At 43.7% G+C, this 17,584-nt stretch carries 15 protein-coding genes and 1 other annotated feature; all 15 genes read right to left on the bottom strand.

The annotated features are described in order from the left end of the window. Positions 1-11: 11 nt before the first annotated feature. The 15 genes from pyrE to PBF_RS07035 all read right to left on the bottom strand — a co-directional run bounded on the left by pyrE (position 12) and on the right by PBF_RS07035 (position 17,475). Positions 12-647: an orotate phosphoribosyltransferase gene (pyrE, locus tag PBF_RS07105; RefSeq protein WP_035328854.1), complete on the bottom strand. Its 636-nt coding sequence runs from the start codon at positions 645-647 to the stop codon at positions 12-14. Further along, positions 637-1,353, bottom strand: a complete 717-nt coding sequence (gene pyrF, locus PBF_RS07100) for an orotidine-5'-phosphate decarboxylase (RefSeq protein ID WP_035328852.1) — start codon at positions 1,351-1,353, stop codon at positions 637-639. Before pyrF ends, pyrE begins: the two co-directional genes overlap by 11 nt. Next, positions 1,325-2,266: a dihydroorotate dehydrogenase gene (locus tag PBF_RS07095; RefSeq protein ID WP_035328850.1), complete on the bottom strand. Its 942-nt coding sequence runs from the start codon at positions 2,264-2,266 to the stop codon at positions 1,325-1,327. Before PBF_RS07095 ends, pyrF begins: the two co-directional genes overlap by 29 nt. Beyond that, on the bottom strand, positions 2,263-3,039 hold the full coding sequence (locus tag PBF_RS07090) for a dihydroorotate dehydrogenase electron transfer subunit (protein ID WP_275451090.1): 777 nt from the start codon (positions 3,037-3,039) through the stop codon (positions 2,263-2,265). Before PBF_RS07090 ends, PBF_RS07095 begins: the two co-directional genes overlap by 4 nt. Continuing rightward, a complete protein-coding gene (carB, locus tag PBF_RS07085; RefSeq protein ID WP_035328846.1) occupies positions 3,039-6,251 on the bottom strand; it encodes a carbamoyl-phosphate synthase large subunit in 3,213 nt (1,070 codons plus the stop codon). Before carB ends, PBF_RS07090 begins: the two co-directional genes overlap by 1 nt. Then, positions 6,230-7,336, bottom strand: coding sequence for a carbamoyl phosphate synthase small subunit (locus PBF_RS07080; RefSeq protein ID WP_035328844.1), 1,107 nt, complete (start codon positions 7,334-7,336; stop codon positions 6,230-6,232). Before PBF_RS07080 ends, carB begins: the two co-directional genes overlap by 22 nt. Continuing rightward, positions 7,333-8,619, bottom strand: coding sequence for a dihydroorotase (locus PBF_RS07075; protein ID WP_035328842.1), 1,287 nt, complete (start codon positions 8,617-8,619; stop codon positions 7,333-7,335). The genes PBF_RS07080 and PBF_RS07075 overlap by 4 nt, the downstream gene beginning before the upstream one ends. Continuing rightward, on the bottom strand, positions 8,582-9,520 hold the full coding sequence (locus PBF_RS07070) for an aspartate carbamoyltransferase catalytic subunit (RefSeq protein ID WP_035328840.1): 939 nt from the start codon (positions 9,518-9,520) through the stop codon (positions 8,582-8,584). The genes PBF_RS07075 and PBF_RS07070 overlap by 38 nt, the downstream gene beginning before the upstream one ends. Before the next feature lie 152 nt (positions 9,521-9,672). After that, positions 9,673-10,977: a solute carrier family 23 protein gene (locus PBF_RS07065; RefSeq protein ID WP_035328838.1), complete on the bottom strand. Its 1,305-nt coding sequence runs from the start codon at positions 10,975-10,977 to the stop codon at positions 9,673-9,675. A 139-nt stretch (positions 10,978-11,116) separates the two neighbouring features. Continuing rightward, on the bottom strand, positions 11,117-11,662 hold the full coding sequence (gene pyrR, locus PBF_RS07060; RefSeq protein ID WP_035328836.1) for a bifunctional pyr operon transcriptional regulator/uracil phosphoribosyltransferase PyrR: 546 nt from the start codon (positions 11,660-11,662) through the stop codon (positions 11,117-11,119). A gap of 191 nt (positions 11,663-11,853) precedes the next feature. Further along, positions 11,854-12,765, bottom strand: a complete 912-nt coding sequence (locus PBF_RS07055) for an RluA family pseudouridine synthase (RefSeq protein ID WP_035328834.1) — start codon at positions 12,763-12,765, stop codon at positions 11,854-11,856. Further along, on the bottom strand, positions 12,737-13,234 hold the full coding sequence (gene lspA, locus PBF_RS07050; RefSeq protein WP_009330836.1) for a signal peptidase II: 498 nt from the start codon (positions 13,232-13,234) through the stop codon (positions 12,737-12,739). The genes PBF_RS07055 and lspA overlap by 29 nt, the downstream gene beginning before the upstream one ends. 79 nt (positions 13,235-13,313) lie before the next feature. Next, a complete protein-coding gene (locus tag PBF_RS07045) occupies positions 13,314-13,601 on the bottom strand; it encodes a hypothetical protein (protein ID WP_035328832.1) in 288 nt (95 codons plus the stop codon). A gap of 173 nt (positions 13,602-13,774) precedes the next feature. Further along, positions 13,775-16,546 carry an isoleucine--tRNA ligase gene (ileS, locus tag PBF_RS07040; protein WP_035328831.1) on the bottom strand — a complete coding sequence of 924 codons (2,772 nt, stop codon included), beginning with the start codon at positions 16,544-16,546 and terminating at the stop codon, positions 13,775-13,777. A gap of 94 nt (positions 16,547-16,640) precedes the next feature. Then, positions 16,641-16,906: a binding site (T-box leader), on the bottom strand. 50 nt (positions 16,907-16,956) lie between these two features. Then, positions 16,957-17,475 carry a DivIVA domain-containing protein gene (locus PBF_RS07035; protein ID WP_035328829.1) on the bottom strand — a complete coding sequence of 173 codons (519 nt, stop codon included), beginning with the start codon at positions 17,473-17,475 and terminating at the stop codon, positions 16,957-16,959. Between the last annotated feature and the right edge of the window lie 109 nt (positions 17,476-17,584).

The following is a 17,584-nucleotide window of genomic DNA, read 5'->3' as shown; positions in this document are numbered from 1 at the left end:
TTTTCATTTGACTAAAACTGAAATACTTTTCCCCACTCAGCAGGGTCTTTTCGCCATTCAACCAGCTTCTTCATATCCTCTTCCCGGATAAAGCCCTTTTCAACCGCTACTTCTGTCATAGCTTCAATATCAGTCAGTGTATATGCTTCAATTTTCTCTTCGGCAAGCAACTGTTTGCCTTTTTCAAGCTGGTATGTGAAGATGGCCGCCACACCCAGCACTTCACAGCCCGCTTCTCTTAAAGCCTTGACAGCAGTGATGGCACTTCCTCCTGTTGAAATTAGATCTTCAACAACAACAACCTTCTGGCCTTTGTCAGCTTTTCCTTCAATTTGCTTGGCTTTTCCATGGCCCTTAGCCTTGGAGCGGACATAGCACATAGGCAATCCCATAATGTCACTTACCCAGGCAGCATGCGGAATGCCTGCTGTTGCTGTACCTGCAATTAGTTCTGCTTCAGGAAATTTGTCCAGAATGATTGCTTGAAGGCCAGCAGCTATTTCTTTTCTAACTTCAGGGTATGACAATGTAAGACGGTTATCGCAATAGATTGGAGCACGCAATCCTGAAGACCATGTAAATGGATCGTTTGGGTTTAATGCAACTGCTTTTATATCTAATAATTTTTCTGCTATCTTACGCTTCATTTAGAATGCCCTCCCAAGATTGCTTGCATTGAATATATTTTTCAAATGGATTTTCCGCTCTTGTAATCGATCGGCCTACTACAATTGCGGAAGCCCCTTCCTTTCTGGCGAATTCAGGTGTTGCCACTCTTTTCTGATCTCCGGAGTCGTCAGATGACAGGCGTATTCCTGGTGTTACAGTCAAAAAGGAAGATCCTATACGCGAACTTATCTCCCTTGCCTCAAAACTTGAACATACTACCCCATCAAGTCCTGCTTCTTTGGCAAGCTTGGCATAATGAAGAACAGATTCGTTTAATGAAGCAGGAATTAATTGCTCTGATTTCATTTGCTGTTCGGATGTGCTTGTCAGCTGTGTCACAGCAATACAAGATGGCCTTTTCCCTGGACTTCCGGCTTCAAGTCCTTCACGCGCTGCTTCCATCATGGCTTTTCCCCCTGCAGCATGGACATTAACCATATCGCAGCCAAGCCCGGCAAGTCTCCTCATGGCACTTTTAACGGTATTAGGAATATCATGAAGCTTGAGATCAAGGAAAATTTCATGCCCTTGTTCTTTTAAATCGTAAACGATGGAAGGACCCTCCTGGTAAAATAACTCCATGCCGACTTTTAGAAATAATTTTTCATTTTCAAAGTTTTTCAGAAAATGATTAACTTCCATTTTCCCTGGAAAATCAAGAGCAATAATGAGCGGCTTTTTCATGTTTCTTCCAACTCCTTCCTGTGCATTCTGAAATATGTTCATATCCCAGCTTTCCAATAAGTTCCGGCAGTTCACCGATAATTTTCGGACACACATAAGGATCTACGAAGTTAGCTGTTCCAACCGCTACTGCACTTGCACCTGCATAGAGGTATTCGATGACATCCTCTGCCGATTCAATGCCGCCCATTCCGATGATCGGAAGGGACACCTGCTGGCTCACTTCATAAATCATCCTGAGCGCGACAGGCTTAATGGCTGGACCTGAAAGTCCCCCTGTTCTATTTGCCAAAATCGGATTGCCTGTTTTTAGATCGATTCTCATGCCAACAAGCGTGTTGATCATCGTTAAACCGTCAGCTCCGCCATCTTCCACCGCTTTCGCCATTTCTACAATATTTGTGACATTTGGTGAAAGCTTCACATAGACAGGAACCTCTGAAACCTCTTTTACTTTTTTCGTTAGGTTTTTAGCAATTTCCGGTATAGTCCCAAAGGCAATTCCACCTGTTTTTACATTCGGACAGGAGATGTTGAGCTCAAGCGCATGTACATTCGGGCTTGCAGAAATTTTTTTGGCAACCACAACATAATCCTCTTCCTGCGAACCAGCTACATTGGCAATGATCGGTACATCAAATTGTTCAAGCCAGACCAGTTCCTCATTCACCACTTTTTCCAGTCCTGGATTCTGCAGTCCTATCGCATTCAACATCCCTGCTGAGGTCTCAGCAACTCTTGGTGTTGGATTTCCAAAACGGGGCTCAAAGGTTGTCGCCTTGATCATGATCGCACCCAATTGGCTCAAATCATAAAGCTGGCTGAATTCTCTGCCGAATCCGAAACATCCTGATGCAGGCATAATTGGATTTTTCAGTTCCAGTCCGGGCAGACTGACATTTAATGAGTTCATAGAACTACCTCCCCTGCTTTAAAGACCGGTCCGTCACTGCAGACTTTTTTATAACTGTATCCATCCGGATCATCCCCTGTATGGCAGACGCAAGCAAAGCACGCCCCGATGCCGCAACCCATTCGTTCTTCCAATGACAGGAATACCTTTTTATGAGGGAATTGATTTTCAAGTGCCTTCAGCATCGGTGTTGGACCGCAGGAATATAAAACATCGAAATTAATTTTCAATCCATTAATAACATCTGTAACAAAACCTTTCGTTCCTGCGCTCCCATCAGCTGTAGCCAGATAGGTCTCGCCTAGCATGGCAAATTTGTCTTCATAGAAAACCGCACTGGCCGATTGAAAGCCCAGGATGTGAATTACCTTAACGCCGCGGTTTACAAGCTGATTGGATAGTTCATATAAAGGGGGTACTCCGATTCCTCCCCCTACAAGAAGTGCCGTCTCTTCCCGGCCAGCTTCGCTGATGGGAAACCCATTTCCCAGCGGTCCCAATACATCAGTGTAATCACCGGGCTTTTTTTCTGAAAGTAATGCCGTTCCTCTGCCTTCAGCACGATAAATCATCTTAAACTGGCTTTCATCAGGTAAAATTTCAGCAATGCTGATTGGCCTTCTCAGCATTGGGTCATAGCCCTCTGATATTTTCAAATGGACAAATTGCCCGGGTTCTTTCATTTCATGAACAAGCTCACCTTGAAGGGTGAGCTCGTAAATATTTTCGGCCAGTTTAATTTGTGATATTACTTTACAATGTTCCTGTCTGATCAAGATAAAACCGCCTCCCGGATTTCTTCTGGCTTATCCATCGCATCTGCTGAAAAATTCATTGATTCGATAACTTGAAGAATTGCTTCTGCCGTATCAAGTGAGGTTAGACATGGCACGCCATTTTCTACTGATTCACGGCGGATGCGGAAGCCATCTCTGGCAGGCTGTTTTCCTTTTGTTAGAGTATTAATAACAAATTGCGCTTCCCCATTTTTTATGACATCCAGAAGGTTTGGCCCTTCTGACCCGATTTTTCCAGTCACTTTTACAGGAATGCCTGCAGTTTTAAGGAACAAAGCTGTTCCGCTTGTCGCCATTAGCCTGTAGCCGATGGATACAAATCTCTTTGCCAGCTGCAGAGCTTCTTCCTTATCCTTGTCTGCGACAGTCATTAGTACCGTTCCAAACGGCTGGATTTTCATGCCGGAAGCAACAAGGCCTTTATAAAGGGCTTTTTCAAGCGTTGAATCTTTTCCCATAACTTCACCGGTTGACTTCATTTCAGGCCCTAAAGTGATGTCTACTCTTCTTAATTTCGCAAATGAGAACACCGGTACTTTTACAAACACGCCTTTTCTCTCCGGCAGAAGACTTGTTCCGAAGCCCTGCTGAGCCAAAGTTTGCCCCATGATAACCTTCGTGGCGATTTTGGCCATTGGCACATTTGTAATCTTGCTCAGGAAAGGAACGGTCCGGCTTGAACGCGGATTGACTTCAAGGACATATACTTCCCCTTTTGCCACTACATACTGGATATTCAGGAGTCCTATAATGCCAAGGCCCTTAGCCATCTTCTCGGTATACTCAACAAGCTTGTCTTTGATTGCCTCTGAAATGTTTTGCGGAGGATAGACTGCAATGGAATCTCCTGAGTGTACTCCAGCTCTTTCAATATGCTCCATGATGCCCGGGATGAGCACATTTTCCCCATCCGAAATGGCGTCAACTTCAATCTCCTTCCCAGTCAGATACCGGTCGATTAATACTGGGTGCTCAGGATTCACTTTTACAGCGTTTTCCATATAATGCAGAAGCTCTGCTTCTTTATAAACTATCTCCATGGCCCTTCCGCCAAGTACATATGATGGACGGACAACCACTGGATAACCGATTTCACCGGCAATTGCTACTGCCTGCTCCACAGATAGGGCAGTCTTTCCTTTTGGCATCGGAATTCCCAGCTCTGCAAGGGCATTCTCAAATTTATCACGGTCTTCTGCCCGGTCTAAGTTTTCAAGAGAAGTTCCGAGAATTTTCACTCCTCTTTTTACCAGATCTGCTGCAAGATTAATAGCCGTTTGTCCGCCAAATTGCACAACTACACCTTCCGGCTTCTCAAGATCGATAATGTGCATGACATCTTCAATTGTTAGCGGCTCAAAATAGAGCTTATCGGAGATGCTAAAATCAGTAGAGACTGTTTCAGGATTATTATTAACGATGATTGCTTCATATCCTGCTTCCTTGATGGCCCATACCGCGTGTACAGTTGAGTAATCAAACTCCACTCCCTGCCCGATCCTGATTGGTCCTGACCCCAGAACGACAACACTTTTGCGGCCGGTTACTTCCGATTCGTTCTCATCTTCATAAGTTCCATAGAAATATGGAGTTTCCGATTCAAATTCCGCTGCACATGTATCAACCATTTTATAAACCGGTACAATCGCATGTTCTTTTCTCCAGCTGTATACTGCCATTTCACTTGAATCCCACAGCCTCGCAATTACCAGATCGGCAAATCCCATTTCCTTTGCAGCTTTCCCTGTTTCAGGGTCAAAAGGATTTTCAGTTAATATACTCTCAAAATCTATGATTTTCTTAATCTTATGAAGGAAGAATAAATCAATTTTGCTCCATTCATGGATCGTCTCGAAGGTAACTCCCCTTCTGATGGCTTCCCCGATATAAAACAGACGTTCATCTCCAGCTTTACGGATTCGCTTTTCGATCAATTCATCCGAAATTTGGCAGGCATCCTTCAGCTCAAGATGATAAACGTTTGCTTCAAGTGAACGGACTGCTTTCAGAAGAGATTCTTCAAATGTGCGCCCTATCGCCATTACTTCACCTGTAGCCTTCATTTGGGTTCCAAGAGAACGGTTCGCCGATTCGAATTTATCAAAGGGCCAGCGCGGGATTTTTGAGACAATATAATCCAATGCCGGTTCAAAGGAAGCATATGTTTTTCCTGTGACAGGATTCATCATTTCATCTAGAGTCAGCCCCACCGCTATCTTGGCTGCCAGTTTGGCAATCGGATATCCTGTTGCCTTTGATGCAAGTGCTGATGAACGGCTGACACGCGGGTTAACTTCGATAATATAATAATTGAAGCTATCCGGATCAAGGGCCAGCTGGACATTGCATCCTCCTTCAATCTCGAGAGCGCGGATAATTTTTAATGAAGTGTTTCTTAGCAGCTGATACTCACGATCACTCAAAGTTTGACTTGGAGCTACAACAATGGAATCACCTGTGTGGACACCTACAGGATCGAAGTTTTCCATATTGCAGACAACAATCGCATTGTCATTGGAGTCCCGCATCACTTCATACTCAATTTCTTTGAAGCCCGCAATGCTCTTTTCAAGCAGGCACTGTGTTACAGGGCTGTTCTTCAAGCCGCTTGTCACAATTTCGATTAACTCCTCTTCATCGTGGCAGATTCCCCCGCCTGTTCCCCCTAATGTGAAAGCAGGGCGTACGATGACCGGATAGCCAATCCTATTTACAAACTTATATGCTTCCTCCAGGTTATGGATAATTTCACTTTCAGGCACCGGCTCGCCAAGTTCATTCATCAGATTTCTGAAAAGATCCCGGTCTTCCGCTTTTTGAATAGCAGATAATTTTGTACCGAGGATTTCAACCCCGCATTCTTCCAAAACACCTGATTCAGCAAGCTCTACTGCCAGGTTTAATCCTGTCTGTCCCCCAAGAGTAGGCACAAGGGCATCAGGTCGTTCTTTTCGGATGATGCGGCTGACGAATTCCAGCGTAAGCGGCTCTATATATACCGCGTCAGCAATCTCAGTATCTGTCATAATGGTAGCAGGATTTGAGTTTACAAGAATTACGCGGTAGCCTTCCTCTTTCAATGCAATGCAGGCCTGTGTTCCGGCATAATCAAACTCTGCTGCCTGCCCGATGACAATTGGTCCTGATCCGATTACTAAAATGCTTTTTATATCTGTACGCTTTGGCATGCTGCAGCACCTTCCTCTTTATGTGATTCAATCAATTGCATGAATTGTTCAAATAATCCGTTTGCATCCTCTGGTCCTGGTGAAGCTTCAGGATGATATTGCACAGTGAATGCAGGGGCTTTTTTATGCTTTAAGCCTTCGATTGTTCCATCATTTAAGGCAATATGTGTTACTTCTAGCGGAGTACCTGTAATTGAATTTTCTTCTACTGAGTATCCATGGTTTTGAGATGTTAAAGCGACTTTTCCGGTTTGCAGATCTTTTACCGGATGGTTCGAACCGCGATGGCCGAATTTCAGTTTTTCTGTATTGGCACCGCAAGCAAGGGCAAAAAGCTGATGTCCCAGGCAAATTCCGAAAATCGGTACTTTCCCTAACAGACCTTTAATCATTGTGATGGCTTCCGGAACATCTTTCGGGTCTCCGGGGCCATTTGAAAGCATAACTCCATCGGGGCTCATGCTGAGTATTGCTTCAGCTGCTGTATTATAAGGCACAACAATCACATCACAATCCCGTTTGTTCAATTCTCTTAAGATACCGTGCTTCATGCCAAAATCCACAAGGACAACCCTTCTCCCGCGGCCGGGGCTTGGATAAGGCGTCTTAGTTGAAACTTGCTTAACCTGATCGTTTCGCAGCTTGGTTGCCCGCAGTTTTTCAATGATTATTTCCGGGTTTTCACTTATGCTGCAAATAGCACCTCTCAGCGTACCATGCTGCCTGATAATTCTTGTTAACTTTCTAGTATCAATGCCAGCAATTCCAGGGATGTTTTTCATTTTAAAATATTCTTCAATCGATTGTTCATTTCTCCAGTTTGAAGGAAACTCGCACGCTTCTTTTACAATGAAGCCGGAGATTGCCGGGGAGATCGATTCAAAATCGTCTCTGTTTATCCCATAATTTCCGATTAAAGGGTATGTCAAGGTTACGATTTGACCGCAATAGGAAGGGTCAGACAGGATTTCCTGATAACCCGTCATTCCTGTATTAAATACGACTTCTCCAATCGAAGTCGTATCACTACCAAATCCCTTTCCAATAAAAATTGTTCCGTCTTCCAGAATCAGCTGTTTTTTCATGCTTTTACACTCCCTCTGTTCCAAACAATTTTTCCTGCTGCTATTGTCACTACCGGCCAGCCTTTACAATCCCAGCCGGCGAATGGCGTGTTTTTCCCTTTTGATAAGAACTGTGCAGGATCAATCTTTTCCTGGTGGTTTAGGTCAAGCAGAACAAGATCTGCAATTTCACCAGCTTCCAATTTTCCTGATTGAATGCTGAATGCCTCTGCTGGCTTGATTGTTAAATAATCAATCAGCTGCTTTAGCGTGAATATCCCCTTCTCAACGAAGTGGGTGTAAAGAAGCGGAAAGGCTGTTTCAAGTCCAACAATTCCAAAAGGGGCCAGCTCCATCCCATCTTCTTTTTCTGCCGCTGTGTGAGGTGCATGGTCAGTCGCGATAAAATCAATCGTACCGTCCAGTAAGCCTTCTATTAAGGCAGCTCGGTCATCTGCCCCTCTTAGTGGAGGATTCATTTTAAAGTTAGCATCCAGACCCGGGATATCCTCTTCACATAGAAGGAGGTGATGGGGTGTCACTTCGGCCGTTACCTGGATGCCTGCCCGCTTGGCGTCTCTTACTACCCTGACAGACTCTTTCGTGCTGATGTGGCAGACATGATAATGGCAGCCAGCAGCTTCGGCAAGGAGTACATCTCTTGCGATTTGTACTGATTCACAGACGGAAGGAATACCATTTAAGCCGTTCTCTTTAGCAAAAACTCCATCATGTACGGAACCTTTGTTAATGAGGGTATTTTCTTCACAGTGCGCAACAATCGGCATGCTGATTTCTGCGGCATTTCTCATTGCCTGCAGCATCATGGCTGCTGATTGCACTCCAACTCCGTCATCTGTAAAAGCAAACGCTCCAGCTTCCTTCAGCGCTTTAAAATCGGTTAATTCCTGGCCAAGCTCACGGATTGTAATCGATGCATAAGGCAGAACCTTGACCGCCGCAGTCTCTTCAATACGGCTGTTCAATTTATCAAGCTGTTCTTTTGTATCAGGTACCGGCCGTGTATTTGGCATCGCAGCAACCGTTGTGAACCCGCCTTTAGCTGCTGCCTTTGTGCCGGTTTCAATAGTTTCTTTCTTTTCACCGCCTGGTTCACGCAAGTGTACATGCAGGTCAATAAAACCTGGTGCAACCAGCAATCCTTCTGCATCAATCACTTCCTGCGCCTCTTTCCCGACGCCTGCTCCTATCCCGGCGATTTTTCCTGACTTTATGTAAATGTCAGTTTTTTCAAAGTTCCCCTCATTAGTAAGCAACTGGCCATTTTTTATCAATGTTGACATGTGTAGCTCCCCCTTCAATATGTTCAATTGATCTTTTTAATACAGCCATTCGGATGTACACACCATTTTGCATTTGCTTGAAGATTCTGGATCGCCCGCATTCCACTAAACAATCAGCTATTTCAACACCGCGATTTACAGGCGCCGGATGCATAATAATGCTGTTTGGCTTCATTGTTCTTTCACGTTCTACTGTAAGGCCGTATGCCAGGTGGTATTCTTCAGCCGTTTGGTCAGCTTTCGATTTATGCCGCTCATGCTGGATTCTCAGCAGCATGACAACATCAGAAGTTTCTGTAGCTGTGTCAACATCTTCAAACATGCCATTTTCAAGCAATTCTTCATTGAACCATTCCTTTGGACCTGAAAAAACAACCTTCGCACCGAGCCGGACAAGTGCATCCGCATTGGATCTTGCGACACGGCTATGTGCGATATCACCTATGATGGCTACTTTTAATCCTTCAAATGAACCGAATTCCTGTTTAATTGTCAGCAGATCCAGCAGGGATTGTGTTGGATGGTGTCCGCAGCCATCCCCTGCATTCAGGATGGACACACCACTTTTATCTGCCAAATCGTCAAAGTAGCGATCCTCGCTATGGCGGATGACGACTGCATGCACACCGATCGCTTCCAGTGTTTTGACTGTGTCGTATAATGACTCACCCTTGGATACACTTGATGTGCTGACTTCAAAAGGAATAATATCCAATCCAAGCCGCCTTTCCGCCACTTCAAAGCTGCATTTAGTTCTTGTGCTATTCTCAAAGAAGAGGTTAGCTACAAATACCTTTTGTTCAGGCGTCCATGTTCCGCCATTTAGAAAATATTGTGCATCTTCAAGGATTTTATTGATTTCTTTAATTTCCAACTCTGAGGTAGTGAGTAAATGTTTCATTTTTTTCCTCCTCTTAAAAAAGAAAGCACCCTGCCGATTTGGTCAGGGTGCTGCAAAGTTGAGGCAGCCGGCTATACGGATACACTGATGCCGTTATAGCCAGGTTTGCCGCCAACACCCTTTTAAGCCTCTCGGGACTTAGTTAAAAAGCGTTAAGCTACATTATTTTTTTTTTCGTTTTCTGTTTCAAACATATCTTCCTTAGCCTCTTCCCTGCCAGGGAGAATCAGGTTCAGGAGAACACCGCTGATTGCTGCCAGTGCCATTCCTTCCAGTTTGAATGCCCAAATTTCGATGTGAGCTCCGCCAATTCCCAGTACAAGGATGACTGATGCGATAACCAGATTGCGGTTGTTTCCAAAATCCACTTTGCTGTCAACCAGCATTCTTAATCCTGAGGATGCGATGATCCCGAACAGAAGGATTGATACACCGCCCATTACTGGAGTAGGGATCGAGCTGATCAGTGCTGTTACCTTGCCAATGAATCCGAAGATGATGGCGATGACTGCAGCACCCGCAAGTACATAGACACTGTAAATTTTCGTTATGGCGAGTACACCAATGTTTTCACCGTAAGTTGTCTTTGGCGGACCCCCGATTAATGCCGAGATTATGGTTCCTGTTCCATCAGCAAGGATGGAGCGGTGAAGACCCGGTTCTTTAATGTAATCTTTTCCAACTACTTTTCCAAGGACAAGCTGATGGCCGATATGTTCAGAGATTGTCACAACAGCTACTGGAATCATTAGAAGCGCAAGATCGAGGGTTATCCTCACTTCATAGTCTGCAAACGGGATGAGGAATTCCGGCATTTCGAACCAGGCTGCCTGCTGCACAAGCGAGAAGTCTATCAGGCCCACAGCCAGTGAGTATACATAGCCGATGATGATGCCTGCCAGAATCGGCACCATGCTGAGCATACCTTTTGCATAGATGGAAAAGATGATTGTTGCACCTAAAGTGATAAGCGCTGCTGAGAAATGCAGCATGCTGTACTCCCCGGTTTCAGGGTTATTCATTGCCATACCGACTGCTGTACCAGCCAGAGCCAATCCGATTACAATGATAACCGGGCCAACCACAATTGGCGGAAGCAGATTCATAATCCAGCGGTATCCTGCTTTTTTGATGATCAGGGCAACAGCTCCATACACAAGTCCTGCCATGAAGCTCCCGATCATGGCAGCACCCGGTCCACCGGCAGCTTTGGCAGCTATGATCGGGGCAATGAATGCGAAAGATGAACCAAGGTATGCCGGCACTTGCCATTTTGTAATGATTAGAAAGGCTATCGTCGCCAGTCCGCTTGAGATTAAAGCAATGGCAGGATTTAAACCTACTAAGTAAGGTACAAGTATAGTGGCACCAAACATTGCGAATAAATGCTGTAAACTTAATGTCAGCCAATGGGCTGGTTTTGGAACATCCTTTATATCTAAAATAGGCTTATTCATTACGATCTCTCCTCTGCTTTTTATTAAAAAACCCTCCTTGCCAGATTCGCAAAGAGGGTATAAGAGCACAGCAATAGACAGACCGATTCTGCTGTGTTCCCCTTTGCCAGCCTCTCTGGACTGCATTTAAAAGGGCTATTTAATTTTCATATATACTTACCTGATCGTTTTCATCCACTTCCTTGAGCTCAACGACAATTTTTTCCGAACTGGAGGTTGGAATGTTCTTTCCTACATAATCAGCTCTTATAGGAAGCTCCCTATGGCCCCGGTCCACAAGGACTGCCAGCTGAATCTGCGATGGCCTCCCGATGTCAATCAGCGCATCAAGGGCAGCTCTTACTGTTCTTCCAGTATAAAGAACATCATCGATCAGGATCACCTTCTGATCGTTAATATCTTTTGGAACATCGGATCCTTTGACAAGCGGCTCCTGATTTTCAGTCTTTTTTGTAAGATCATCTCTATAGAGAGTGATATCAATTTCGCCTACATCAATTTTGGCTCCCTCAATTTGTTCAATCCTCTCCGCCAGACGGTTCGCCAGGTAAATTCCCCTGGTCCGGATTCCAATCAGAATACAATTTTCAATCCCTTTATTCTTCTCTATGATTTCATGAGCAATCCTTGTCAGCGCTCTCCTGATTGCCTGGTCATCCAAAACAATAGCTTTTTGCTGCGGCATCATGATCACCCCTATTATCAAATTTTATATACAAAAAACCCTCTCACCGATCAGGTGAGAGGGTAAACGATTTCTTTCTGCAGAATAAAGATACAATTCTCCTTATTCAATCCGTTTCCTTCCCAGCCTCACGGGACTGTTTTAAAGGACTTATTCAACTATTGTCATCATATAGCACATTTGGACAATTGTCAACGATTATTAGCCAGGTTATCTACTAGTTCCTTAAAATAAGCAGGCGCAGGTGCTTCAAATTCAAGGTACTCGCCGGAACGTGGATGTTTAAAGCCCAGAACGCCTGCATGAAGTGCCTGTCCGCCAATATCAAGAGTCTTTCTGGGACCGTATTTAGGATCTCCTGCCAGAGGATAGCCAATGTATTTCATATGAACACGGATTTGATGTGTTCTTCCCGTTTCCAGCTGGCATTCCACCAGTGTAAAATCCCTGTAACGCTCAAGGACCTGAAAATGAGTAACCGCATGTTTTCCATTGTCCACAACACTCATGCTTTGACGGTCTTTGGGATCGCGGGCGATTGGCGCATCAATTGTACCGTAATCGTGTGGAATAACTCCATGGACAATGGCCCGGTACTTACGTGTAACAGTTTTGTTCATCAGCTGGTTCACAAGACTTTCATGTGCCATATCATTCTTTGCAACCATGAGAAGTCCCGACGTATCTTTATCTATTCTGTGAACTATCCCGGGCCTCATGACCCCATTAATTCCTGATAAGTCTTTGCAATGAGCCATAAGACCATTTACAAGTGTGCCTGTTCCATGCCCGGCTGCCGGATGGACAACCATTCCTTTTGGTTTATTTACAACGAGGACATCCTGGTCTTCATAATAAATATCCAAATCCATTTCTTCAGGCACTACATCGAGTTCTTCCGGATCAGGTATTGATATTTCAATTCTATCGTTTTCAGAACATTTGTAATTGGTTTTAGGCTTTTGGCCATTCACTAAAACATTGCCATCCTTGATCCATTGCTGTACCTGAGTTCTTGACCAATCCGCATTCAATGTGGATAATACTTTATCTATTCTTTCTCCTGCCTGTTCATCAGGAATGATGTGTTCCATTTTCTCCATAAGATTTCTCCTTTTTCTTTGCTTCTCTCTCTTCAAGCAGCATCTGAATCATCAATAGTCCTACACCGATAACCAGCGCCGAGTCAGCAATATTGAAAACGGGAAAGTCATAGCCAAAAATATAAGTGTTTACGAAATCCACCACTTCTTTTCGAAATACCCTGTCAATAAAGTTTCCAATCGCTCCGCCCAGCATCAGGCCCAAAGAGACTCCAAGAAGCAATTTGCCTTTGGCTGCTTTTTGAATGTAATAAATGATACCAATTATGACAATAACGGTTATTACGTAGAAAAACCACATTTGCCCCTGCAGGATGCCCCAGGCAGCACCACGATTGCGGTGTGATGTAATATAAAGAAAGTCCTCGATAACTTTAACACTTTCCCCTAATTCAAAGTTCTTTACAATCAGCCACTTCGTAAACTGATCTAGTGCAATTACGAACAATGCAATTATGTAATAAAACACAAAGGCAACCCCCATATCTCATATCATTACCTTTGCATTTTAGCACAAACTTAATAAAAAACACAGCACGCGCTTAAACTCAGTGGAAAATAGACTTTCTGTAGAAATTCCCCAGCCTGCTGCAATCCTCCATTGTTTTTAACGTAGGAATCATCTGCAGCAAATCTTCCGGCAGCAGCTCACCTGAAATTTCACACTTGCCGAATTTTCCTGATTCAATTTTGCCTAGTGTTTGTTCAATATCATGCAGCTCTTCCAATAAAATAGGCTTTATCAACGGGGAACTGTTGCCTTCCATTAGCCTTTCCAATATTTCCTGTCTTGTATTACGGAGTTCTGTATATAGCCCTTCTGCTTTTGCATCCATGCTTTTTCCTCCGTTCTCTGATGTTTACTTTATTATTTTCTCGGAACGGGTTTCAGACACGGACAAACTTTTAGCAAACGGCACAACATTTAGTGAAGGTGGAATTATTTATAAAAAGAATTTGAAGAAGTTCAATTAAAAACAGTCCCCCAGTATTTGAGGGACTGCCGGTATTAAGCCAAGTGGCTATAATTATTTTTCACAACATCTGCACAGCGGGGGCAAAGCGTGTCATATCCTTCTGTCTGGCCAACTTCTGGAGTAACTGTCCAGCAGCGGTCGCATGTTTCACCTTCAGCTTTGGAAACAACAATAGCAGTGTTTTCAAATTTCACGGCATTTTCAGGTGCATCTGACAGGCTGCCTGCTACTTCGAATCCAGACACGATAAAGATTTGCTGAAGATTTTCCTGAATTGAATCCAGAAGGCTCTTGGCTTGATCATTTACATAAAGGGTTACTTTAGCAGTAAGGGATTTGCCGATCACCTTCTCATTACGTGCTTCCTCCAATGCCTTTAGGACATCATTGCGAAGCTTCATGAATGAAGTCCACTTGTCTTCCAGCTGTTTAGCGTTCGGAAGCTCCGTATATTCAGGCATATCTGTTAATTGAACACTTTCTTCTTTCACATTCTGAATAAAGCTCCAAACTTCATCAGATGTATGGGAAAGAATAGGTGCAACAAGCTTCACAAGAGCAATCAGGCTCTCATAAAGAACAGTTTGGATTGCACGGCGTTCTGCATTATCTTTTGCTTCAATATAAAGGACATCTTTTGCAAAATCAAGGTAAAATGCACTAAGGTCCAATGTACAGAAATTGTTGACAGCATGGTAGATGCTGGCAAATTCATAGCGATCATAGGACTCGCGAACACTCTTGATCAGTTTGTTCAGCTTCACTAGCATAAACTGATCCACTTCACGCAGATTCTCAAAGGATACCAAGTCTGCTGCCGGATTAAAATCATCCAAATTTCCAAGCAAGAAGCGGAAAGTATTGCGAATCTTTCTATACACTTCGGCAACCTGCTTCAGAATAGCATCAGATACCCGGACATCAGCCTGATAATCAACTGAAGCCACCCATAAACGCAAAATGTCAGCTCCAAGCTGGTTCATAACTTTTGCCGGAACAACTACATTTCCTATGGATTTACTCATTTTCCTTCCTTCACCATCAAGTGTGAAACCGTGGCTCAGCACTCCTTTGTAAGGCGCTTTCCCTGTTACTGCTACCGCAGTTGAAAGTGAAGAGTTAAACCAGCCTCGGTATTGGTCAGAACCTTCAAGGTATAAATCTGCTGGACGCTGTAAATCATCGCGCTCTAAAAGAACTGCCTGGTGGGAAGAACCGGAATCAAACCAAACATCCATAATATCCGTTTCTTTTGTAAACTGGCCATTCGGGCTTCCGGGATGTGTAAACCCTTCAGGAAGCAATTCTTTCGCTTCTTTCTCAAACCAGATATTTGAACCATGTTCTCGGAAAAGATTTGATACATGTTCAATCGTCTCATCTGTGATAATTTCTTCGCCATTTTCCGCATAAAAGACCGGGATAGGCACTCCCCATACACGCTGGCGGGAGATGCACCAATCACCGCGATCCCGGACCATATTAAATAGTCTGGTCTCACCCCATGCAGGATACCAATTTGTTTCTTTAACAGCTTCCAAAAGCTCATTGCGGAAATCCTTAATGGATGCAAACCATTGGGCCGTAGCACGGAAAATAACAGGCTTTTTCGTTCTCCAGTCATGTGGATAAGAGTGAGTAATAAAAGTCAGCTTTAATAATGCTCCTGCTTCCTCAAGTTTCTCAGTAATCGGCTTATTGGCTGCATCATAGAATAACCCTTCAAAGCCGGGAGCTTCATTTGTCATGTTTCCTTTATCATCTACAGGACATAATACGTCAAGCCCGTACTTCATGCCGACTTGGAAATCATCTTCCCCATGTCCGGGAGCAGTATGGACACATCCTGTACCAGCATCAGTTGTAACATGTTCCCCCAGCATGACAAGAGAATCACGGCCATAAAGCGGATGTTCGGCAATCACATTCTCAAGGTCAGTCCCCTTAACCGTCTGGACAACTTGATAACCTTCCCATTCGAACTCTTTAGCCACAGCTGCCAATAAATCTTCTGCAACCATAAACTTTTTGCCGTTTACCTCAACTACAGTATAGGAAAGGTCCGGATGAACTGAAATTCCAAGGTTTGCCGGAATGGTCCATGGAGTTGTAGTCCAAATGACGATATTAGTATCCTGGTCCAATACTTCTTTGCCATCTTTTACTTTAAATGCAACATAAATGGATGGCGAACGTTTGTCTTTATATTCAATTTCTGCTTCTGCCAAAGCAGATTCAGATGACGGAGACCAATAAACAGGCTTCTTGCCTTTATAGATATAGCCTTTTTTCGCCATCTCCCCAAAAACTTTAATTTGCTGGGCTTCATACTCCGGCTTCAGTGTGATATATGGGTTCTCCCAATCACCTCGGACACCTAAGCGCTTAAATTGTCCGCGCTGGCTGTCGATCTGCTCATATGCGTATTCTTCACATAGCTCGCGGAACTCAGCAACACTCATTTCTTTACGCTTTACGCCTTTGTTTGTCAGCGCCTGCTCAATTGGCAGACCATGTGTATCCCACCCAGGAACATAAGGAGCATTATAGCCAGTCATCGACTTAGAGCGTACGATGAAATCCTTTAAGATCTTGTTCAGCGCATGGCCGATGTGGATGTCGCCATTTGCATATGGAGGTCCATCATGAAGAACAAACATCGGACGTCCTTTTGTCCGTTCCTGGACCTTTTCATAAATGTTCATCTCTTCCCATTTCGCCTGAATTTCAGGTTCGCGCTTTGGAAGATTTCCACGCATTGGGAATTCAGTTTTTGGCATTAATAAACTATCTTTGTAATCCATTCCTTTTCCTCCTGTTTGTAACTCATTAAATACCATGATAGCCAATGAGAGCTTAGAACAACCTCGGGATAATACAAAAAACCCTCTCATCCCAAAAAGGGACGAGAAGGTTTTATTCTCCCGCGGTACCACCCTTGTAGATGAAATATAATGAAATTTCATCCGCTCAAAGCATTCTTAACGTGAATGATCCGCCTTGGCCTACTGATTTCTTAACGTTCGGCAAGGAACTCAAGGGTGATTTTCCAGCTTTTGCTTATACCCGGGCTTCCACCATCCCCGGCTCGCTTTTAGAGTGAGTATGCCACTCTGAAAATAAGCTATTTGATAAGACTGTACTGTCCCTCTCATTGTTGATAAACATTGTATTTACTTTGTTTTAAAATTATATGCGATATTTCCAGCTTTCGTCAAGCCAGTGATTCTTCTTCTTCTCTTAATGATTTGAGTTCAGTGGAATCCAGCTTATATTCCATTAAGTGATCCCAATCATCGTTATTCAGCATATCAAGCTGTGCTTCAACAAGCATTTTGAAGCGTGTTCGGAATACTTTGGACTGTTTCTTTAAATCTTCAATATCCAGTGCGATTTTTCTCGCTTTGGATAGGGATTCGTTTACAATCCTGTCAGCATTTTTTTCAGCTTCTTTGATGATTAGCTTTGCTTCTTTGTGAGCATTGCGTTTTAATTCTTCTGCTGCTTCCTGTGCAACCACAATAGATTTATTAAGTGTTTCTTCAATTGTGGTAAAGTGGCCAATGCGGTCATTTGTTTCATTGAGTTTTTCTTCAAGCTCTTTTTTTTCCCTGATCAGTATTTCGTAGTCCTTTATGATTTGGTCGAGGAATTCGTTCACTTCGTCTTCGTCATAACCTCGGAATCCTTTGCTGAATTCCTTGTTATGAATATCTAACGGTGTTAATGGCATGAGTGCCACCTCCCAGGTCTGTTGATCTTATGTAAATTGGTATGAGCCTGCTGGTTCATTTTAATTATAGCAGACTCCTTAGTCTTTTGATTATTTATTCGACAGGTTG

The sequence above is a fragment of the Cytobacillus firmus DS1 genome (assembly GCF_000565285.1).
In the GTDB taxonomy this organism is placed as follows: domain Bacteria; phylum Bacillota; class Bacilli; order Bacillales; family Cytobacillaceae; genus Cytobacillus; species Cytobacillus firmus_A.
The sequence above is the reverse complement of the archived record's forward strand: the minus strand, read 5'-3'. Positions and strand labels throughout refer to the sequence as shown.